We start from the raw sequence: 20,596 nt of genomic DNA, 5'->3' as shown, positions 1-20,596 counted from the left end.
TGCTCGCAATGCGCATGTCGGCCAAGGCGGAGTACGCGGTGCGAGCGATGGTCCAACTGGCCACCGCCGAACCCGGCGCGCTGATCAAGACCGATGAGATCGCGGCCGCGCAGGGCATTCCGGCCCAGTTTCTCGTCGACATCCTGTCCGATCTGCGCACCGATCGGCTGGTGCGCAGTCAGCGCGGACGTGACGGCGGCTATGAGTTGGCCCGGGCGGCCACGGCGATCAGCGTCGCCGATGTGCTGCGCTGCATCGACGGTCCGCTGGCCAGCGTTCGCGATATCGGCATGGGCGACCTGCCCTATTCCGGCCCCACGGCCGCGTTGACCGACGTGTGGCGGGCGTTGCGGGCCAGCATGCGCTCGGTACTGGAAGAGACCAGCCTGGCCGACGTTGCCTCGGGCGAGCTGCCCACTCACGTCGCCGAACTTGCCACCGATTACCGCACGCAGGAACGCCAGCGAGGTCATTCGCCGGGGTAGATGCGGCGGTCCAGGACGCGCCGCCCCGTGCCACAATCGCCGTCATGCAGGTGGGAATGACCATGCCGGTGATGGAGCCAGACCTCGACGCGGCGCTGCTGCGAGACTGGGCGCGCGCAATCGACGACGGACCGTTCTCCTCGTTGTGCTGGGGCGAGCGGATCGCCTTCACCAATCCCGACAGCCTGACCCTGCTGGGTGCGCTGTCGGCGTGGACCGAGCGGGTGCGTCTGGTGACCACGGTGATCGTCCCGCAACTGCACGACCCCGTCCTGCTGGCCAAGGCGCTGGCCACCGCCGATGTGCTCAGTGCTGGCCGGCTGACCGTGGGGCTTGGAATCGGTGGGCGTGACGAGGACTACCGCGCCGTCGGCGCCGATCCGGCGACGCAGAAGATGGGCGAGTTGGCCGCCGCGGTGGCGATCATGCGACGGGTCTGGGCGGGGGAGAAGATCACCGAGGCGGTACTGCCGGTGGGACCTGCCCCGGTGCAACCGGGTGGGCCGCCGTTGCTGGTCGGCACCATCGGACCCAAAACCCTGCGCAGCGCGGCGACCTGGGCGGAAGGCCTGGCCGGCATCACCATGGACCTCGACGTGGCCAAGCAGAACGAACTGTTCGACGTTGGCCGGGATGCCTGGCGCCAGGCGGGGCGGGGCACGCCGCATCTGGCCACGTCGTTCTGGTTCGCCCTCGGTGACCCCGATACCGCCCGCGACCAGGTGCGTCGGCATTTGCTGCGCTACATGAACTGGATTCCCGCCGAATATGTCGAGGCGATGGCACCGAGCACCGGGTGGGCCGGCAGTGAGGACGAGCTGGCCGAGGTTCTGCGCCGGTTTGCTGCGGTCGGCACCGACGAGATCCATCTGATCCCGACCAGCTCCGACCTGGGTCAACTGCGCAGTGTGGCCGATGTGGTGGCGGAGTTCGGTACCGCCGGCTAGCCCCGATTCGCCGGTTGCGACACCGTCACGGATGCGTCTCTATCGTTCTCTCAGCGGTCACAGCAGTCCCACAAATCACTATCGTCGCAGTGGTGGGAGGCCCGGGATCGGGTCCTGGGAAAGGTTGGGACATGTCGGCGACGCGTCGAATCGTTTCGGCGGCAATGGTGCCCGCTGTGGTTCTCGGGCTGGTCGCTGCCACCGAGTTCGCGCCGCCGGCCATGGCGGCTACCTGCAATGCCCCCGAGGCCAACATCGACCCGCCGCCGGGTTCTCCGACCACCGGGGCCGGCCAGCTGCCGTCGGGGCGGCGCCCGCGTGGCACCAATGATCAAGCGCCGCTGCCCAAACTCGGCCCGTTGATCGCCGCTCTGATCAACCCCAACGGAACCATCAAGCAGCAGGCCGCGGTGGTGCCGCCGGTGCCGAATCCCGCCGGACAAGCGGTTCCCAACGTCGCCCAGCCGGCTCAGCCCGTCCCGATCCCCGGTGCGGATCCGGGTTTGTCGACGGCCGATCCCGGTGGTGCCATCGCTGGAGCCCAGACGTCGCTGGTGGAGTGGATGACCGGGCCCAACAGCCCCAATCAAACCCTGCAGCGCTTCGGCGTCTCCGGAACTGACCTCGGAATCCCCTGGGACAACGGTGATCCCGCTAATCGTCAGGTCCTTTACGCGTTCGGCGACACTTTCGGCTACTGCCGCATCCAGGGCAAGCAATGGCGACAGAATGTGCTGTTCCGCAGCAATGACAACAACCTGGCCGACGGGATCACGGTGGCGCCCGGCGTCGTGGGCAACAAGTACTCGGGTTCGCCTCTGCGGCAAGCGAATTTTTCTAAGCAGGTCCTGCCCGCGGTGCAACTGGCGCAGCATCAGGAGGGCATGATCCCCACCGCCGCCATCGGAATCGCCGGCAACCAGTACATGAACTTCATGTCCATCAAGCAGTGGGGCCGCGACGGCGAATGGTCCACCAACTACTCGGCGATCGCGGTCTCAAACGACAACGGCGAGACGTGGGGCGTTTACCCGGGCACGGTGCGCTCGACCTCGCAGGAGAACGTGCCCCGGGCGCAGTTCGTCCCCGGTAATGAGAAGTTCCAGATGGGCGCGTTCCTGCGCGGCAACGACGGCTACCTGTACTCCTATGGAACCCCGTCCGGTCGCGGCGGCTCGGCCTATCTGTCGCGGGTGCCCGAGCGATCCATCCCCGACCTCACGAAGTACCAATACTGGAACGGGGACAGTGGATCCTGGGTGCCGGCCAACCCGGCCGCGGCCACCCCGGTGATTCCCGGCCCGGTGGGCGAGATGTCGGTGCAGTACAACACCTACCTGCGCCAGTACCTGGCGCTGTATGGCAACGGCGGCAATGACGTGGTGGCCCGCACCGCGCCGACACCGCAGGGCCCGTGGAGCGGGGAGCAGACGCTGATCCCCACCGGCCAGATTCCCGGCGGCATCTACGCGCCGTATGTGCATCCCTGGTCCACGGGCAAGGACGTGTACTTCACGCTGTCGCTGTGGAACGCCTACGACGTGATGCTGATGCACACGGTGTTGGGCTGAGGTTCAGGCGTCGAGCACGGCGCGCAACGCCGCCCCGGTCTCGGCGATCACCCCGGGACGGTAGGCAGGGATGTTGAAGATCACGCCACTGACCCCGGCATCGAGCACCTTGGTCTTGATCTGCTCGGCGATCGACTCCGGGCTGCCGACCACCATGCGTTGCGACAGTTCCGCGGGCAGCTGATCGACGCTGGCATTGGCGTCGGGCACCACCGTGAGCAGCATGCTGGTCTCCAAGGTGGCCGGGTCGCGGTCGACCTGCTCGCAGCTGCGCCGCACCACGTCCATCTTCGCGCGGACCTCGTCGAATCCAGTGATGAGGTTGAGGTGGTCGAAGTGGCGGGCTGCCAGCGGAATGGTCTTCTTCTCGCCGCTGCCGCCGATCAGCAGGGGAATGTGGTCGCGGAATCGCGGCTCGGCCAGGGCATCTTGGGTGTGGTACCAGGTGCCGTCGAAGGTGGGCCGCTCGCCCTTGAGCATCGGCAGGATGATCTGCAGCGCCTCGCCCAGGCGGTTGAACCGGTCGGTGAAAGTGCCGAACTCAAAGCCCAACTGGTCGTGTTCGAGCTCGAACCACCCGGTGCCGATACCCAGGATGGCGCGCCCGGCGCTGACCACGTCCAGCGTGGTGATGATCTTGGCCAGCAACGTCGGATTGCGGTAGCTGTTGCCGGTGACCAGCGTGCCCAGCTGCAGGCGTTCGGTGGCGGTCGCCAGCGCCCCCAGAGCCGTGTAGGCCTCCAACATCGGCTGGTCGGGGGAGCCCAGCATGGGCAGTTGATAGAAGTGATCCATCAGAAAGACCGCGTCAAACCCGGCGGCCTCGGCCTCGCGGGCCTGGGCGATGACGGTGGGGAACAGCTCCGCAACGCCGGTGCCGTAGGAGAAGTTAGGGATCTGGTAGCCAAGGCGAATCGTCACTTAGTCGACCTTAGTTCGGCTGGCAGGCCCCGGGGCGATTTGCGCTGTGCGCGAACTGGGATTGCGGATCGTCGTGCCTCCAGTTCCGGAGAAGCCTCCGAACGGGCCTGCGGTGGCCTTTGTAGCGGTTACGCTTCGCCGCAAACCGCACAAACTGCGGCAAGGCCGACTCTTTGGAGGTATGCCTCATGGGGCTCACCACAGGAATCATCGTCGTCGTAGCCATATTTCTGCTCCTCACGGTGCTCGTGATCGCGGGCTACAACGGGCTGGTTCGGGCGCGCAACGCGTACAAGAACGCCTTCGCCCAGATCGATGTTCAGTTGCGGCGTCGCTTCGACCTCATTCCCAACCTGATCGAAACCGCCAAGGCGTACATGGCGCATGAGCGCCAGACCCTGGAGGCCGTCATCAATGCGCGTGGCGCCGCGATGAACGGCCTTGCCGCCGCCCAGGCCAATCCCGGTGACCCGGCGGCGATGCAGCAGTTGGCGCAGGGGCAGCAGGCACTCAACGGCGCGCTGAGCCGGCTCAACCTGGTGGTCGAGCAGTATCCCGACCTCAAGGCAAACCAGAACATGATGCAACTGTCGGAGGAACTGACCTCCACGGAAAACAAGGTCGCGTTCGCCCGCCAGGCCTACAACGACGCGGTGATGAGCTACAACAACCGGCGTGAGACGTTCCCCGGCAATGTCTATGCCGGCATGTTCAACTTTGCTCCGGCCGCCCTGCTCGAGATCCCGCCGGAGCACCCGGAGATGCGGGACGCGCCGAAGGTTCAGTTCTGACCGACCGGCGGCCATGAACTTCTTCGAGCATCAGCGGGCCGCCAAGGGAACCACGCTGAAGCTGGTCCTGCTCTTCGGGGCCGCGGTGATGGCGTTGGTCGCGGCGATCGATGCCGCCGCGGTGATTGCGATGCTCTATCTCTCCAAGGATTACGGCGGGATCGATGCGTCATCGATTCTGGCGATCGTCATCGTCGTCACCGCGATCACGCTCGTGGTCATCGCAGGTGGAACGTTGTTCAAGACAATCTCGCTGCGCCAGGGGGGCGTTGCTGTCGCCGCTGCCGTTGGCGCGGTTCCCGTGGACCCGACGACGACCGACCCACAGTTGCGTAGGTACGTCAACGTCGTCGAGGAGATGTCGCTGGCGTCCGGCGTGCCTGCGCCACGGCTGTTCGTCATGCCGGGTGAACCCGGAATCAACGCTTTCGCAGCCGGTTTCACACCTGCCGATGCTGCGATCGCGGTGACAGGTGGCGCCCTGGCACAACTCAACCGTGATGAATTACAGGGTGTCATCGCTCACGAGTTCAGCCACATCCTCAACGGTGATATGCGGCTGAACATCCGACTCATCGGACTGCTCAGCGGAATCCTGCTGATCGGAATGATCGGTTTGCGCATGCTGCAGCTCGGCGGGCGCGGGAGTGACGGCAAACGCGCGCTTCCCCTCGTGGCGTTCGCGTTCGCGATGATGGTGCTCGGCTACGTCGGCGTGTTCTTCGCCAACGTGATCAAGGCTGCGGTCGCACGGCAACGCGAGTGGCTGGCCGACGCGTCGGCGGTGCAGTTCACGCGCCAGACCGACGGCCTCGAAGGCGCACTGAAGAAGATCGGCGGCGTACCGACCGGTTCGCGGTTGAGCAACTCACGCAATGCGGCCGAGGTCAGTCACATGCTGTTCGGAGAGGGCGCGCGACGGTCGTTCGCGTCGTTGTTCGCGACGCATCCGCCACTCACGGACCGGATCAGGGCACTCAACCCCACTTTCGACCCCGGCGAAATCGCCGAACTACAGCAGCGGTACGCCAATCAGGCACCCGATGGCCTGGCCGAGGACGTCGCCGCGGGTTTCGCCCCTGCCGCAACGGCGCTCGGCCGTCAGGGCTCCGCGCCAGAGCAAGTCCCCAATGCCGGCTGGCGCACCAGCCCCGAGCAAGTCGTGGCTCGCGCAGGCACCTTCACTCCGGCTGACCTCAAGTACGGCGCGGCTCTGCATGCGCGGATCCCTGACGATGTTCGCGCGCTGGCCAGCCAGCCCACCACGGCCCCCGCGGCCGTTATCGCGTTGCTCCTGGCGCCGTCGAGCGGGGGGCTGCACGCCCGCCAGCTTGCCTCGGTGACCGAGCTTCTGGGGCCGACGCAGGCGCGGGAAGCCGCCAAGCTCGCCGACCGGATGCGCGCGCTGCCGCGCGAACTTCGGCTCCCGGTCGTCGCGCTTGCCTTGCCGCAGATCGCCACCCACTCTCGTGCCGAACAGGACGCGCTCATCGCGGTGCTCAATGCGCTCGCCGTCGCCGACGAGAAGGTGACGATGTTCGAATACTGCCTGACCCGCCTTGTCTGGGTGTACCTACTCGATACCAACGACCCAGCTCGCAGAAGCAAGGTGGGCAGCGATTCGCTCACCGGTGTGCGTCCGGTGGTGACGACCCTGCTGGCGACTCTCGCGGTCGCCGGGGGCGCCGACCAAAACGCGGCTGCACAGACTTTGGACATTGCGCTGCAACGACTTTACGGTGATACCGCCAGGCCCGAGAACCCACGCCGCTTGAGCTGGCAGCAGACCCTCGACGAAGGCTGGGCCGCCCTCGACTCCTTGGACCCGAAGGCGAAGCAGGCGCTCGTTGAAGCGATGGTGGAATCGGTGCTGCACGACGGCATCGTGACAGCGTCGGAAGCTGAATTACTCCGTGCGGCATGCTGCTTGATGCACGTTCCCCTGCCGGCGCTGTTGGGCTGACTGTCGTCGGTGAAGCAAGCCGAGCGGACCCACCACCGACCCGCTGGGCAGGGATTAGCAGCTATCGAGGAACCACCGCGGGGTTCCTCGCTGCTCGCTGGAGCAGAGCAGCGGCCAATGCGGCGGTATCAGCTGTCCAGCTCCCTGTGGCGGGGGTGTACTCGATATTCCATGGACTGTTTGCGTCGGATGGGGTGGCGCCGGCCGGCGTAGTAGGCGGCCACGTACAGGAAGTAGAAAACACCGGCGGTGATGACTGTGTTGACGACGAACTGGACGTATTGTCCGCGTGCGATCGGGTAGCGCCAGCTGGCGTCGCCGTACGCGGTGACGATGGTCAGCAGTGCGGAGAACGAGCCACTCATGACGCCGACCCAGATCTCGCCTTTTCCTGTGGCGGCGAAATACACATTTCCGGTGCCGATCGCGTTGAGTACGACGAGGCCCCACCACATGGTTGTGGCGGTGAGGATCCCGCTGTAGGAGTCGGGGTGGAGGTCCATCTCCTGCTGTGTGGAGTCAGTTGTCGCGGGTGCATCCTCGGGGTCAGGGTCCGTGATCGTGAGCGAGTAGATCTTGCCGCTGATCTTGATGTACGAAGTGCCAACATATGCTGCACCTATCATCACGGCCGGACTTAAAAGTGCCAGTATTGCTGCGTTGTTCGACGTCGGATAGGTTGCTAGGGCGCCAAATACTCCTGTTGCGCAGGTGCAAATCCAGTAGATGCGTCGCTGGGAACTGGTGCTGGTTTTTGAAAACGTGAGTAGAAATCCTGTTAGGTAGCACAGAAGGATTAATCCGAAAGAAAGATTGGCTATCATCCCTGACCCATCATCATTTGCACGACTTTATCTCCGCCAAGCCCGCCAGCAACAGAACCGATAAGTCCCACGATCACGGTGCCCTCCGGCCCCACCCACGAACCCCAGGCTGCCCCTGCGGCGAATCCTCCTAGCCAAGCGCCAGCACTGCGCCCTCCGAGTCTGGCAAACTCTTCACGGCCGGGAGCTCCGTTCATGATGTCGCTGATGGTCACCGCGCCATCCAGCGCGATACCAGCCACGGACAGCCGTTTACCCAGCGTCTTGAGGGCATCGACATCCGCCTTCGACCACACTTGAGCGTCGCCCCAATGCTTGCCCTGGGGTAGGGCGTTCGCCTGTGAACCCAGGCCGCTGCCCAAGCCGCCGACCCCGCCCGATATGCCAGAGCCCGCGTCGTGGATCAGCTGCCGGGGTGACTTGCCGCTGTGCACCTCATCGAGCGCTTGCCGGACACCGGCCGGCGAGACCCCCGCCGATTTCAACTGACTGGCGAAGCTGCCAAGCACCAATTCCCGAGCCTGGGATTCGCACCTATCAAGCATTCGGGTTGCTTCATCGGGTGTCAGCGGTGGTCGGTCTGGATAAGCCTGACCAGATTCCAGGAAAGCCTGAAACTGCCGTCTGGCTTGGGCGCGGGTGCGCGCGTCGCCGCCGAGAATTGGATCGGCTGGTAGCGGGCCGATGAACTCCGAATTCCGCAAATCATCGAGACGTTCCTGCGCCAGCCGGCGGGCCGTGGGGTCGGCAGCGGGATCATCGGCAATCGCCTGATCGCGCTGCCGCGCGGCATCGGACGGGTCGGGTGCGACTGGCGCCGGAACATGCGGACGCCCGTTGCCGCCTGCCCCGCCGTCAGCGCCGTCTTCGCCGAAGCTGAAGGTGTGCAGTCCAGCGGTGGCGGTGCCGAGTTGGCGGGCTATTTCCTGCTCGTGATGGACCAGATTGTCGGCCCGAGATCTGATGAACGCCCGATGCCGCTCAGCCGCGAACTCGCGTGCCTCCTGCTCGGCCGCTGAAGTGTAGTAGGCCCAGGTGTCGGTGACGGAGTAGTCGTCGCCGACGCGGTATTCGTCGCGTTCGGCGAGGCCGATGGCTTCGAGTACAGCAGCCTTGTTGCCTTGTTGGGCCTGTGCGGCGCGGGCGGCGATATCGGCGGCGCGGCGCAGCATGTCCGCGGGGCCGTGGACGGTGACCACATCGGCGGCGGTGCGGTGTTGAAAGGCCTCAGCTCCGGCGCCGGTCCAGGGGGTCCCGCCAGGGGTCTTTGAGGCCTCGCGGACCTCGGTGAACGAGGCTTCCCAGGTGTCAGCGAGGCAGGTCCAGGCGGTTGCGTTGGTGGTGAGGAATTCCCAGTCGGCGTCCTCGATCTCGGTCAGCGTCGGATAGGTCATCGCGAGCTACCTTCCCGTCCCGGCCGCACCCGCGCCGCCGTCGGTGCCGGAGAGCGGGACCAAGGGCGGGGGGCCAGCATCACGCTGGGGGACCGCTGCCAGGGCGGCGGAACCGTCGTTGTCCATCGCCGCATACTCGTCGGCCGCGGTGGCGAGCTTTGTCGAGTTGGCGGTCATTCGTGTGCGCATCGCGGCAGCCGCTGCGCTGGCGCCGGTGTGGACAGTGTTGGAGGCAGCGCCGCTGGACTGCCACCGAGGCCCTGCCGTTGTCGGCAAAGCCGGTGGGACATGACCAGACAGCGCTGAACAGCGCTGCGCCAGCTCGCGAAGGCTGACCGGGGAGACCCGCAACACGGGAGTGGTCATGGAGAGAGCGTATAAGTGAACCGCGGTTTGCGAAATTCAGTACGAGGGCAGGGCCGAGGCCGAAGCTCTCTTGGCCTCAATGCCCTTTAGGGGGTTGCTGGTGGAGGTTGATCGCCGGGACCGTCAACCGTCGCGTACCCGAGGGGGTTCACGCCGGGGCACAAGTTGTCGATGGCGGCGTTCACGAGAAGGGCGGCCCCGTTGCGTTCGAGCCTGGGGTTCTGTTCCCAAATCACCTGCGCGACCCAGTTTGGATTACGGCCGAACATCAGGCCGGCGCTCGGAGCCAACATCGAGCACGCAGACTTGCCCGTGCGCAGCAGTCCGTCGTCGCCCTTTGCAGAAGTCGCGCCAAGCGCGTCCATCGCGGCGAGATAGGAGTCGTTGTCGGCCGACGCGGTAGGGGCGGCTAGCACCGCCAACGACGCACAACAACTGATCGCTGATACCACCGCTGCCACCGCTCCAGCGTGTTTGATGATGCTGGCCACACACGTCTTCCGTCTGCGTCGTCTATGCGTGCCGAATCGCGTGAGCGTACAGATCGTGCGCAGCCCGCTGCCAGGAAGTGTACTAACGGCCTGAGAAACGGAGTTCAGATACGCCCCCCGGTGCACTCTGCCAAATCGGTGGCGTCCACTCCCTGTAAAGGGGCCTACGGGTTACTTCTGGGAATCGTCGATGTGACGAGCCGTGGGCTGTTGCAGACGGGTAGGCGGCCTTTTCGTGGCTGCTCCAGCGAAAGGTCACAGTCGCCTGAACGTCAAGGCGGAGAATTTAGCTAAGTGCCCCCGGCAGGATTCGAACCTGCGGCCTTCTGCTCCGGAGGCAGACGCTCTATCCCCTGAGCTACGGGGGCGCTCGCGTGATGCGGCGCCGTGTGGGCTTTGACAGAGTAGCGCATCATTGCCCGGACCCCCGAACCGGACGGATTCGGGGCCTGACCACGTCAGACCATAAGATGGGGCCTCGTGACCCCTGCCGATCTGGCCGAATTGCTCAAGACCACCGCCGCCGCGGTGCTGGCCGAGCACGACCTGGACCCCGCCGCGTTGCCCGCGACGGTGACGGTCGAGCGGCCGCGCAACCCCGAACACGGTGACTACGCCACCAACCTGGCTCTGCAGCTGGGCAAGAAGGTGGGCGTCAACCCGCGTGAGCTGGCCGGATGGCTGGCGCAGGCGCTGACGCAGGCCGATGGCATCGCCGCCGCCGAGATCGCCGGACCGGGCTTTGTGAACCTGCGCATCGAGGCCTCGGCGCAGGGCGCCGTGGTCGCCAACATCATCACCGCGGGCGCCGGGTACGGCCACTCCCGGGAGTTCGACGGGCTCAATGTCAACTTGGAGTTCGTCTCGGCCAACCCCACCGGCCCCATCCACATCGGCGGCACCCGCTGGGCCGCGGTCGGCGACGCGCTGGGCCGGCTGCTGAGCACGCAGGGGGCCTCGGTCACCCGCGAGTACTACTTCAACGACCACGGTGCCCAGATCGACCGCTTCGCCAACTCGCTGATCGCCGCCGCCAAGGGCGAGCCGGCCCCCGAAGACGGCTACGCCGGGGCCTACATCACCGACATCGCGGCCCAGATCCAGGCCAAGGCCCCCGACGCCCTGACCGGTCCGGACGCGCAGGAGACGTTCCGCGAGATCGGCGTCGACCTGATGTTCACCCACATCAAGAAGTCACTGCACGAGTTCGGCACCGACTTCGACGTGTTCACCCACGAAGACTCCATGCACACCTCGGGCCGCGTCGAGCAGGCCATCGAGCGATTGCGCGCCAACGGGAACATTTACGAAAAAGATGGCGCCACCTGGCTGCGCACCAGCTCCTACGGAGACGACAAGGACCGTGTCGTCATCAAGAGCGACGGCAAGCCCGCCTACATCGCCGGCGACTTGGCCTACTACCTGGACAAGCGCGAGCGCGGCTTCAACCTGTGCATCTACATGCTCGGCGCCGACCACCACGGGTACATCGCCCGGCTCAAGGCCGCCGCGGCTGCCTTCGGTGACGACCCGGCTACCGTCGAGGTGCTGATCGGCCAGATGGTCAACCTGGTCCGTGACGGTCAGCCGGTCAAGATGAGCAAGCGCGCCGGCACCGTCATCACCCTCGATGACTTGGTCGAGGCCATCGGCGTGGACGCCGCCCGCTACAGCCTGACCCGCTCCTCGGTGGACAGCCCCATCGACATCGACCTGGAGCTGTGGTCCTCGGCGAGCAACGAGAACCCGGTCTACTACGTGCAATACGCGCACGCCCGGCTGTGCGCGCTGGCCCGCAACGCCGCCGACCTGGGACTGGAGCCCGCCACCGCCAACCTGGGGTTGCTGGACCACGAGAAGGAAGGCGCGCTGATCCGCAACCTGGGCGAGTTCCCCCGGGTGCTGGAAACCGCTGCTGCACTGCGTGAACCGCACCGAGTGTGCCGGTACCTCGAAGACCTGGCCGGTGACTACCACCGGTTCTACGACAGCTGCCGAGTGCTGCCCCAGGGCGATGAGGAGCCGGGCGATCTGCACGCCGCGCGGCTTGCGTTGTGTCAGGCCACCCGCCAGGTGATAGCCAATGGGCTGGACATCCTCGGCGTGAGCGCACCGGAGCGCATGTGAACGTCCACCCCGCCGGTCCCCGGCACGCCGAAGAGATCCAGCACGACGGCCTGCCGCCGCGGCCCCAGACCCCGCAGCAGCTGCTGCAGCTCGCGCCGAACGTCTGGCCGCGCAACACAGTTCGTGATGCCGACGGTGTCACCAGCATCGCCGGGGTGAAAGTCACCGATCTGGCCGCCGAGTTCGGCACCCCGCTGTTCATCATCGACGAGGACGACTTCCGGGGACGCTGCCGCGAGATCGCCGCCGCGTTCGGTGGCGGCGACAACGTGCACTACGCCGCCAAGGCCTTCCTGTGCAGTGAGATCGCGCGCTGGATCGACCAGGAGGGCCTGTGCCTGGACGTCGCAACCGGTGGTGAGCTTGCGGTCGCGCTGCACGCCGGGTTCCCGGCTGAGCGAATCACCCTGCATGGCAACAACAAATCGGTTGCCGAGCTGACCACTGCGGTCAACGCCGGGGTCGGGCACATCGTGCTCGACTCGCTGATCGAGATCGACCGGCTCAACGCCGTTGCCGCGGAGGCCGGCGTCGTGCAAGACGTACTGGTGCGCGTCACCGTGGGTGTAGAGGCCCACACCCACGAGTTCATCTCGACCGCCCACGAAGATCAGAAGTTCGGGCTGTCACTGGCCAGCGGTGCGGCGATCGAGGCCATCCGGCGGGTGTTCGCCACCGAGCACCTGCGCCTGATCGGTCTGCACAGCCACATCGGATCGCAGATCTTCGACGTCGCCGGCTTCGAGCTGGCCGCCCGCCGGGTGATCGGGCTGCTCCGTGATGTGGTCGCCGAATTCGGTGTCGAGAAGACCGCGCAGCTCTCCGTCATCGACCTGGGTGGGGGACTGGGCATCTCGTATCTGCCGCAAGATGACCCGCCGCCGATGGCCGAGCTGGCCGGCAAGCTCGCCGCGATCGTGCGCGATGAATCCGCCGCCGTCGGCCTGCCCACGCCCCAGTTAGTGGTCGAGCCCGGCCGCGCCATCGCCGGGCCGGGCACGGTGACGCTCTATGAGGTGGGCACCGTCAAAGACGTCGCCGTCAGCGCCACCGCGCACCGTCGCTACGTCAGCGTCGACGGTGGAATGAGCGACAACATCCGTCCGGCGCTGTACGACGCGCACTACGACGTGCGGCTGGTCTCGCGCACCCTGGACGATTCCGACGCCCTCCCGGAGCTGGCGCGCATCGTCGGCAAGCACTGCGAGAGCGGCGACATCATCGTCCGCGACACCTGGGTGCCCCACGGCATGGTTCCCGGCGACCTGATCGCTGTGGCCGCCACCGGCGCCTACTGTTACTCGATGTCGAGCCGGTACAACCTGCTCACCCGCCCGGCGGTGGTGGCGGTACGCGATGGGAAAGCGCGCCTTATGCTGCGCCGGGAGACCGTCGAAGACCTGATCAGCCTGGAGGTGGGTAGCTAGTGTCCGTTTCGCAGGTGTCCGGAGCCCCCGTCGGGGTCGCCGTTCTCGGCTTGGGCAACGTCGGCGCCGAAGTGGTCCGCATTCTTGAGTCCAGCGCTGATGACCTGGCCGCACGCATCGGTGCGCCACTGGTGCTGCGTGGTGTCGGGGTGCGCCGGGTGGCCGCCGATCGCGGCGTGCCGCAGGAATTGCTCACCGACGACATCGACGCTCTGGTGTCGCGCAGCGACGTCGACATCGTTGTCGAGTTGATGGGTCCGGTCGAACCGGCCCGCAAGGCGATCCTGACGGCGATTGCGCACGGCAAGTCCGTCGTCACCGCCAACAAGGCGCTGCTGTCGCGGTCCACCGGCGAGCTGGCCGAGGCAGCCGAGAACGCGCGGGTGGACATGTACTTCGAGGCCAGCGTCGCCGGTGCCATCCCGGTGATTCGGCCGCTGATCCAGTCGCTGGCCGGTGACACCGTGCTGCGGGTGGCCGGCATCGTCAACGGCACCACCAACTACATCCTGTCCGAAATGGACTCCACCGGAGCCGACTACACCAGCGCGCTGGCCGACGCGAGTGCGCTGGGCTACGCCGAGGCCGACCCGACCGCCGATGTCGAGGGCTATGACGCCGCGGCCAAGGCCGCCATTCTGGCCTCGATCGCCTTCCACACCCGGGTGACGGCCGATGACGTCTATCGCGAGGGCATCACCGGGATCAGCCCGGTGGACTTCACCTCGGCGCGCGCATTGGGCTGCACCATCAAATTGCTGGCCATCTGCGAGCGCATCACCGGAAGTGATGGGCAGCAGCGGGTTTCGGCCCGGGTATATCCGGCTTTGGTGCCGCTGACCCACCCGTTGGCCACGGTCAACGGAGCGTTCAACGCGGTGGTGGTCGAGGCTGAGGCCGCCGGCCGGCTGATGTTCTACGGCCAGGGCGCCGGGGGTGCCCCCACCGCATCGGCGGTCACCGGTGACCTGGTGATGGCGGCCCGCAATCGGGTCCAGGGTGGGCGTGGGCCGCGCGAGTCCAAGTACGCCGAATTGGCCATCGCGCCGATCGGCGACGTGCAGACCCGCTACTACGTGAGCATGGACGTCGCCGACAAGCCCGGCGTGCTGTCTACCGTGGCGGCGGAGTTCGCCGCCCACGGGGTGAGCATCGCCGAGGTGCGTCAAGAGGGCGTGGCCGACGGTGAAGGTCACCTAATCGGTGCGCGCATCGTGGTGGTCACCCACCGGGCCGCCGACGCGGCATTGTCGAAAACCGTTGCAGCACTGGCTGAGCTGGACGCAGTCCAGCGGATCGCCAGCGTGCTACGCCTGGAAGGAACAGACCAGTGAGCTCCACCCGGACACCGATCCACCGCCCCTGGCCCGGCCTGATCAACGCCTACCGCGATCGGCTTCCGATCGGCGATGACTGGACTCCGGTCACGCTGCACGAAGGCGGCACCCCGCTGATCCACGCCAAGCGCATCTCCGAGCAGACCGGCTGCACGGTGCACCTCAAAGTCGAGGGGCTCAACCCGACCGGTTCGTTCAAGGACCGCGGGATGACGATGGCGGTCACCGACGCGGTGGCCCGCGGCCAGCAGGCGGTGCTGTGCGCCTCGACCGGCAACACCTCGGCCTCGGCGGCGGCTTACGCCGCGCGTGCCGGCATCACCTGTGCGGTGCTGATCCCGCAGGGCAAGATCGCCATGGGCAAGCTCGCCCAGGCGGTCATGCACGGCGCCAAGATCATCCAGATCGACGGCAACTTCGACGACTGCCTGGAACTGGCCCGCAAGATGGCCACCGACTTCCCGACCATCTCGCTGGTGAACTCGGTGAACCCGGTGCGTATCGAGGGGCAGAAGACCGCGGCATTCGAGATCGTCGACGCGTTGGGCACCGCACCGGACATCCACTCGCTGCCGGTCGGTAACGCCGGCAACATCACCGCGTACTGGAAGGGCTACCGGGAGTACTTCGCCGACGGTCTGACCGAGAAGCTGCCGAAGATGCTCGGCACCCAGGCCGCCGGCGCGGCGCCCCTGGTGCTCGGCGAGCCGGTCAAGAACCCCGAGACCATCGCCACCGCGATCCGCATCGGCTCGCCGGCGTCCTGGACCCAGGCCGTCGAGGCGCAGGTGGATTCGGGCGGACGGTTCCTAGCCGCCACCGACGACGAGATCCTGGCCGCCTATCACCTGGTGGCGCAGTCCGAAGGCGTGTTCGTCGAGCCGGCCTCGGCGGCCAGCATTGCCGGACTGCTCAAGTCGGTGGAGGACGGCTGGGTGCCGCGCGGTTCGACGGTGGTGTGCACCGTGACCGGCAACGGTCTCAAAGACCCCGACACCGCGCTCAAGGGCATGCCCGAGGTGAGGGCCGTGCCCGTCGACGCGGCCGTAGTGGTTGCCGAATTGGGGCTGGCCTAGTGGTCCAGCTGTTGCCCACCGGGTTGACGGCCAGCGTCGCGGTTGCGGCGTCGAGCGCCAACCTGGGTCCCGGCTTCGACAGCCTGGGTCTGGCTCTTGGACTCTACGACGAGGTGATCGTCGAGACTGTCGAGTCCGGCCTGGTGGTGCATGTCGAGGGAGAGGGTGCCGGTCAGGTACCGCTTACCTCGGATCACCTTGTGGTTCAAGGCATCCTGCGGGGGCTGCAGGAGGCCGGGGTGGAAGCGCCCGGAATGGTGGTGCGCTGCCGCAACGCCATTCCGCATCAGCGTGGCCTCGGCTCGTCGGCCGCCGCCGTGGTCGGTGGGTTGGCAGTGGTGAATGGTCTTGTCGCGCAGGTGGATCGGCCGGTGCTGACCGAGTCGCAGTTGATCCAGCTGTCTTCGGAGTTCGAGGGACATCCCGATAACGCGGCTGCCGCGGTGCTGGGCGGCGCGGTGGTCTCCTGGACCGCCGATGACGGCAAGGGTGGTGTCGAGTACTCCGCTGCACCCCTGCGCCTGCACCCCGATATCCGCCTGTTTCCGGCGATCCCGCAGCTGCGTTCGTCGACCGCCGAGACTCGTGCGCTGTTGCCCGAGCAGGTCAGCCACCGCGACGCCCGCTTCAACCTGAGCCGGGCTGCCCTGCTGGTGGTGGCACTGACCGAGCGGCCCGATCTGCTGATGGCTGCCACCGAGGACGTGCTGCACCAGCCGCAGCGTGGCGCCGCGCAGCCGGAGTCGGCGGCATTCCTGCAGCTGCTGCGCCGCCACGGGATCGCCGCGGTGCTTTCGGGTGCCGGACCTGCGGTGATCGCGCTGACCACCGCGACCCAATTGCCGCCCGAGGTGCTCGCGTCACCGGAGGCGCAGGTGTTCAACGTCACGCAGATGCCGGCCGGCAACGCGGTCAAGTGGAACTCCGGAGTTGCGGTCGCCGGTTAAGGCGCGCCGGGCGCCGTCTGTTGCGTCGAGCACAGAAGCGGGCTATCCTCGGTCCCGTCCCGCATTCGCGGCATTAGCACCTGAATCAGACTGCAATGTCAAACGGGATGCCACCAAATTCTTCCCGAAGTTGACGGTTTGCGTTATGACGCCGTCTATTCGGGTAACACCGTTAAAACAGTCGACGGTGACACGCACTCGGCGAGTCCGCTGATTGCAACCAAGCCCCTCGCGTGAGAGAACCGACGAGGGAAGAAAGGAAATCCGTGACCGAAACGGACCTCTTCGCGGCTGAAGGCAGCACCGACCAGGAATCGCTGTCGACCCCCCCGAGCACTCCCGAGACCAGCACGGACGTGGCTGCCGGCGGTAGTGACGCCGCGCCGTCCGCCCCGGAAGAAGCAACCCCGGCCCCGGTCGTCACCGAGTCCGCACCCGCCCCCGCGCCCGACAACGGCGCAGCCGCCACCGATGCGGCCCTGTCGTCGATGGTGCTGCCTGAGCTGCGGGCCCTGGCCAACCGCGTGGGCGTCAAGGGTTCCTCGGGGATGCGCAAGAGCGAACTGATCGCCGCCATCCGCGAGGTTAACAGCGGTGGCAGCGACGCGCCGGCCGCTCAGCCCGCCGCCGAGCCGGCCACCAACGGCGCCACCAACGGTGCCGAGACGGCCCAGGCCGACGCATCAGAGGCCCAGGGAGCACCTCGTCGTCGTGAACGCCGTGGCGCCAGCCGTTCGACCGGCGCCCCCGCGGCCAATGGTGCGGAGTCCGACAAGTCGGCCGAGTCCGACAAGGCGGCCGGGCAGGACAACCCCGCCGAGGATGCCCCCCAGGGTGAGTCCGGCAAACAGGACCGAGCCGAAGACAAGGCCGAGAAGACAGACAAGGCTGACAAGGCCGAGAAGGCCGAGAAGGCGGACAAGGGCGAGCAGTCCGGCGGACGCCGTGAGCGTGACGGCGCCAAGAATGACGGCAAGGCCGACGAGTCCGCTCAGTCCAAGAACGACGACCAAGGCGGCGAGCAGGGCAACCGCGGAGGCGACGACGACGAAGGCCGCGGTGGCCGCCGCGGCCGGCGTTTCCGTGACCGGCGTCGCCGTGGCGAGCGCGGCGGCGAGGGCGGCGGGGCCGGTGGCGACGCCGAGCTGCGTGAAGACGACGTCGTCCAGCCGGTCGCCGGCATCCTCGACGTGCTGGACAACTACGCGTTCGTGCGCACGTCGGGCTACCTGGCCGGACCCAACGACGTCTACGTCTCGATGAACATGGTCCGCAAGAACGGCCTGCGCCGCGGCGACGCGGTGACCGGCGCGGTGCGGGTGGCCCGCGACGGCGACCAGCCCAACCAGCGGCAGAAGTTCAACCCGCTGGTGCGGCTGGACTCGGTCAACGGCGGACCGGTTGAGGAGGCCCGGAATCGTCCGGACTTCACCAAGCTGACCCCGCTGTACCCGAACCAGCGGCTGCGCTTGGAGACCTCGGGGGACAAGCTGACCACCCGCGTCATCGACCTGATCATGCCGATCGGCAAGGGACAGCGCGCGCTGATCGTGTCGCCGCCCAAGGCCGGTAAGACCACGATCATGCAGGACATCGCCAACGCGATCACCCGCAACAACCCCGAATGCCACCTGATGGTGGTGCTGGTCGATGAGCGCCCTGAAGAGGTCACCGACATGCAGCGTTCGGTCAAGGGCGAGGTCATTGCCTCGACCTTCGACCGGCCGCCGTCGGACCACACCCAGGCCGCCGAGCTGGCCATCGAGCGGGCCAAGCGTCTGGTGGAGCAGGGCAAGGACGTTGTCGTGCTGCTGGACTCGATCACCCGACTGGGTCGTGCCTACAACAACGCCTCGCCGGCGTCGGGCCGCATCCTGTCCGGTGGTGTGGACTCCACCGCGCTGTATCCGCCCAAGCGGTTCCTGGGCGCGGCCCGCAACATCGAGAACGGCGGCTCGCTGACCATCATCGCCACCGCGATGGTGGAGACCGGTTCCACCGGCGACACGGTGATCTTCGAGGAGTTCAAGGGCACCGGTAACGCCGAGCTCAAGCTGGACCGCAAGATCGCCGAACGCCGGGTGTTCCCGGCCGTGGACGTCAACCCGTCCGGCACCCGTAAGGACGAGCTGCTGCTCTCGCCGGATGAGTTCGCGATCGTGCACAAGCTGCGCCGCCTGCTGTCGGGGCTGGACTCGCACCAGGCCATCGACCTGTTGATGAGCCAGCTGCGCAAGACCAAGAACAACTACGAGTTCCTGGTGCAGGTCTCCAAGACCACGCCGGGAATGGACAACGACTGACCGAGGTTGTCCAGCGTCGAGATTGCCGTCAGGGCTGTGGCCGCTACCGCTTCCACAGCCGTGGCTGCAAGCTCAGGCTCAGCCCCCAGGAATGCGAACGCCGCTCCCGGCGTTTTGGGGGGCGACAGCGCAGCTGGCATAATCAACCACCTCAGGTTCCGGTTCACGTTCGCCTCCACTTCGAAGGCGGGCGACCCGGCGGCCAACGAATGAAGAGGACATCATGAAAACTGGCATTCACCCTGCCTACGGCGAGACCACCGTGGTCTGCGGTTGTGGCAACAGCTTCACCACCCGCAGCACCAAGGAGAGCGGCCACATCGTGGTCGAGGTCTGCTCGCAGTGCCACCCGTTCTACACCGGCAAGCAGAAGATCCTCGACAGCGGCGGCCGGGTCGCGCGCTTCGAGAAGCGCTACGGCAAGCGCAACGCCGGCGCAGCGACCGCCGACAAGTAGTTCCCTCACCGACGCCCGGAACGTGCCAGCACGTCATCCGGGCGTCGGCGTGCGTTCGGGGATGGAGGTGAGATGACCCAAAGCACCCAGGGGATCGACGCCCTGCTGGCTGAACACGCCGCCCTGGAAACGCAGTTGTCCGATCCCGAACTGCACAACGATCCGGCTGAGGCGCGCCGAGCCGGGCGGCGCTTTGCGCAGTTGGCGCCCATTGTGGCCACTCATCGCAAACTCGAGGCCGCCCGCGGCGACTTGGAGGCGGCGCGAGAACTGGCTGCCGACGATTCGTCTTTCGCCGACGAGGTCCGCGAGCTGGAAACCCATGTCGTCGAGCTGGACACCGCGCTCACCGACATGCTGGCGCCGCGCGATCCGCATGACGCCGACGACATCGTGCTGGAGGTCAAATCCGGCGAAGGCGGTGAAGAGTCGGCGCTGTTCGCCGCCGATCTGGCCCGGATGTACATCCGCTACGCCGAGCGTCAGGGCTGGAAGGTCACGATCCTCGACGAGACCACCTCGGACCTCGGCGGCTACAAGGACGCCACCTTGACCATCGCCAGCAAGGGCGACAGCGCCGACGGCGTGTGGTCGCGGATGAAGTTCGAGGGCGGCGTGCACCGCGTGCAGCGGGTCCCGGTCACCGAATCGCAGGGTCGCGTGCACACCTCTGCGGCCGGGGTTTTGGTCTACCCCGAACCCGAAGAGGTGGCCGAGGTCGCCATCGATGAGTCGGATCTGCGCATCGACGTCTATCGCTCCTCGGGCAAGGGCGGCCAGGGGGTCAACACCACCGACTCTGCGGTGCGGATCACCCATCTGCCGACCGGGATCGTCGTGACCTGTCAGAACGAGCGGTCGCAGCTGCAGAACAAGGCGCGTGCGCTGCAGGTCCTGGCCGCTCGGCTGCAGGCCGTGGCCGAGGAGCAGGCGCAGGCCGACGCCTCCGCCGACCGTGCCAGCCAGATCCGCACCGTGGACCGCAGCGAGCGCATCCGCACCTACAACTTCCCGGAGAACCGGATCACCGACCACCGCATCGGTTACAAGGCGCACAACCTCGACCAGGTCCTCGATGGGGATCTCGACCCGATGTTCGACGCGCTGGCAGCCGCCGATAGGGAAACCCGGTTACAGGGGACGGCGTGAGCCTCCGTCCGGCGACGCTG

General features: G+C 66.8%; 18 protein-coding genes and 1 tRNA gene. 13 read left to right on the top strand and 6 right to left on the bottom strand.

Features of this window, described 5'->3' with window-relative positions; genetic code table 11:
• Positions 1 to 8 precede the first annotated feature (8 nt).
• The 3 genes from BST15_RS13920 to BST15_RS13910 all read left to right on the top strand — a co-directional run bounded on the left by BST15_RS13920 (position 9) and on the right by BST15_RS13910 (position 3,003).
• Complete coding sequence (locus BST15_RS13920) at positions 9 to 485, top strand: Rrf2 family transcriptional regulator (RefSeq protein ID WP_046188825.1); 477 nt, start codon at positions 9 to 11, stop codon at positions 483 to 485.
• Between the two features lie 56 nt (positions 486 to 541).
• Positions 542 to 1,432 (top strand): LLM class flavin-dependent oxidoreductase, encoded by an 891-nt coding sequence (locus BST15_RS13915; RefSeq protein WP_046188846.1) that lies wholly within the window; start codon positions 542 to 544, stop codon positions 1,430 to 1,432.
• Between the two features lie 131 nt (positions 1,433 to 1,563).
• Positions 1,564 to 3,003 carry a DUF4185 domain-containing protein gene (locus BST15_RS13910; RefSeq protein WP_046188824.1) on the top strand — a complete coding sequence of 480 codons (1,440 nt, stop codon included), beginning with the start codon at positions 1,564 to 1,566 and terminating at the stop codon, positions 3,001 to 3,003.
• Between the two features lie 3 nt (positions 3,004 to 3,006).
• Here the strand turns inward: BST15_RS13910 and BST15_RS13905 are convergent, their stop codons facing one another.
• Complete coding sequence (locus BST15_RS13905) at positions 3,007 to 3,924, bottom strand: LLM class F420-dependent oxidoreductase (RefSeq protein WP_046188823.1); 918 nt, start codon at positions 3,922 to 3,924, stop codon at positions 3,007 to 3,009.
• A gap of 242 nt (positions 3,925 to 4,166) precedes the next feature.
• Here BST15_RS13905 and BST15_RS13900 point away from each other — a divergent pair, with 242 nt between their 5' ends.
• A complete protein-coding gene (locus BST15_RS13900; RefSeq protein WP_234708254.1) occupies positions 4,167 to 4,715 on the top strand; it encodes a LemA family protein in 549 nt (182 codons plus the stop codon).
• A gap of 13 nt (positions 4,716 to 4,728) precedes the next feature.
• Complete coding sequence (locus BST15_RS13895; protein WP_046188821.1) at positions 4,729 to 6,678, top strand: M48 family metallopeptidase; 1,950 nt, start codon at positions 4,729 to 4,731, stop codon at positions 6,676 to 6,678.
• Between the two features lie 128 nt (positions 6,679 to 6,806).
• On the opposite strand, the gene BST15_RS13890 is transcribed toward BST15_RS13895, so the two are convergent.
• From BST15_RS13890 to BST15_RS13875, 5 genes are all read right to left on the bottom strand, one after another.
• Complete coding sequence (locus BST15_RS13890; protein ID WP_052751425.1) at positions 6,807 to 7,307, bottom strand: hypothetical protein; 501 nt, start codon at positions 7,305 to 7,307, stop codon at positions 6,807 to 6,809.
• A gap of 191 nt (positions 7,308 to 7,498) precedes the next feature.
• The gene (locus tag BST15_RS13885) at positions 7,499 to 8,896 is read right to left on the bottom strand and encodes a hypothetical protein (protein WP_052751426.1); all 1,398 of its coding nucleotides are present in this window, start codon (positions 8,894 to 8,896) and stop codon (positions 7,499 to 7,501) included.
• A gap of 6 nt (positions 8,897 to 8,902) precedes the next feature.
• Positions 8,903 to 9,262, bottom strand: coding sequence for a hypothetical protein (locus BST15_RS21790; protein ID WP_131701190.1), 360 nt, complete (start codon positions 9,260 to 9,262; stop codon positions 8,903 to 8,905).
• An 86-nt stretch (positions 9,263 to 9,348) separates the two neighbouring features.
• Positions 9,349 to 9,753: a DUF732 domain-containing protein gene (locus BST15_RS13880; RefSeq protein WP_046188820.1), complete on the bottom strand. Its 405-nt coding sequence runs from the start codon at positions 9,751 to 9,753 to the stop codon at positions 9,349 to 9,351.
• A 295-nt stretch (positions 9,754 to 10,048) separates the two neighbouring features.
• Positions 10,049 to 10,121 (bottom strand) — tRNA-Arg (locus tag BST15_RS13875).
• 112 nt (positions 10,122 to 10,233) lie between these two features.
• Between BST15_RS13875 and argS the strand changes: the two genes are divergently transcribed.
• The 8 genes from argS to prfA all read left to right on the top strand — a co-directional run bounded on the left by argS (position 10,234) and on the right by prfA (position 20,576).
• Positions 10,234 to 11,880 carry an arginine--tRNA ligase gene (gene argS, locus BST15_RS13870; RefSeq protein WP_046188819.1) on the top strand — a complete coding sequence of 549 codons (1,647 nt, stop codon included), beginning with the start codon at positions 10,234 to 10,236 and terminating at the stop codon, positions 11,878 to 11,880.
• Positions 11,877 to 13,307: a diaminopimelate decarboxylase gene (gene lysA, locus BST15_RS13865; protein ID WP_046188818.1), complete on the top strand. Its 1,431-nt coding sequence runs from the start codon at positions 11,877 to 11,879 to the stop codon at positions 13,305 to 13,307. Before argS ends, lysA begins: the two co-directional genes overlap by 4 nt.
• A complete protein-coding gene (locus tag BST15_RS13860; protein WP_409366512.1) occupies positions 13,307 to 14,641 on the top strand; it encodes a homoserine dehydrogenase in 1,335 nt (444 codons plus the stop codon). The genes lysA and BST15_RS13860 overlap by 1 nt, the downstream gene beginning before the upstream one ends.
• Positions 14,638 to 15,720 (top strand): threonine synthase, encoded by a 1,083-nt coding sequence (gene thrC / locus BST15_RS13855; protein WP_046188817.1) that lies wholly within the window; start codon positions 14,638 to 14,640, stop codon positions 15,718 to 15,720. Before BST15_RS13860 ends, thrC begins: the two co-directional genes overlap by 4 nt.
• The gene (gene thrB / locus BST15_RS13850) at positions 15,720 to 16,667 is read left to right on the top strand and encodes a homoserine kinase (protein WP_046188816.1); all 948 of its coding nucleotides are present in this window, start codon (positions 15,720 to 15,722) and stop codon (positions 16,665 to 16,667) included. The genes thrC and thrB overlap by 1 nt, the downstream gene beginning before the upstream one ends.
• Positions 16,668 to 16,933: 266 nt before the next feature.
• A complete protein-coding gene (gene rho / locus BST15_RS13845) occupies positions 16,934 to 18,970 on the top strand; it encodes a transcription termination factor Rho (RefSeq protein ID WP_046188815.1) in 2,037 nt (678 codons plus the stop codon).
• A gap of 223 nt (positions 18,971 to 19,193) precedes the next feature.
• Positions 19,194 to 19,427, top strand: a complete 234-nt coding sequence (gene rpmE, locus BST15_RS13840; protein WP_046188814.1) for a 50S ribosomal protein L31 — start codon at positions 19,194 to 19,196, stop codon at positions 19,425 to 19,427.
• A gap of 72 nt (positions 19,428 to 19,499) precedes the next feature.
• Positions 19,500 to 20,576: a peptide chain release factor 1 gene (gene prfA, locus BST15_RS13835; RefSeq protein WP_046188813.1), complete on the top strand. Its 1,077-nt coding sequence runs from the start codon at positions 19,500 to 19,502 to the stop codon at positions 20,574 to 20,576.
• Positions 20,577 to 20,596: the final 20 nt, after the last annotated feature.

The sequence above is a fragment of the Mycolicibacter arupensis genome (genome assembly GCF_002086515.1).
Taxonomy (GTDB): Bacteria; Actinomycetota; Actinomycetes; order Mycobacteriales; family Mycobacteriaceae; genus Mycobacterium; species Mycobacterium arupense.
This window is presented reverse-complemented; position numbering and strand designations above follow the sequence as displayed.

Excerpts from the sequence above, each read along its gene's own strand:
- BST15_RS13920 (WP_046188825.1), top strand. The coding sequence starts at position 9 with ATGCGCATGTCGGCCAAGGCGGAGTACGCGGTGCGAGCGATGGTCCAA.
- BST15_RS13915 (WP_046188846.1), top strand. The coding sequence starts at position 542 with ATGACCATGCCGGTGATGGAGCCAGACCTCGACGCGGCGCTGCTGCGA.
- BST15_RS13910 (WP_046188824.1), top strand. The coding sequence starts at position 1,564 with ATGTCGGCGACGCGTCGAATCGTTTCGGCGGCAATGGTGCCCGCTGTG.
- BST15_RS13895 (WP_046188821.1), top strand. The coding sequence starts at position 4,729 with ATGAACTTCTTCGAGCATCAGCGGGCCGCCAAGGGAACCACGCTGAAG.
- BST15_RS13885 (WP_052751426.1), bottom strand. The coding sequence starts at position 8,896 with ATGACCTATCCGACGCTGACCGAGATCGAGGACGCCGACTGGGAATTC.
- BST15_RS21790 (WP_131701190.1), bottom strand. The coding sequence starts at position 9,262 with ATGACCACTCCCGTGTTGCGGGTCTCCCCGGTCAGCCTTCGCGAGCTG.
- rpmE (WP_046188814.1), top strand. The coding sequence starts at position 19,194 with ATGAAAACTGGCATTCACCCTGCCTACGGCGAGACCACCGTGGTCTGC.
- prfA (WP_046188813.1), top strand. The coding sequence starts at position 19,500 with ATGACCCAAAGCACCCAGGGGATCGACGCCCTGCTGGCTGAACACGCC.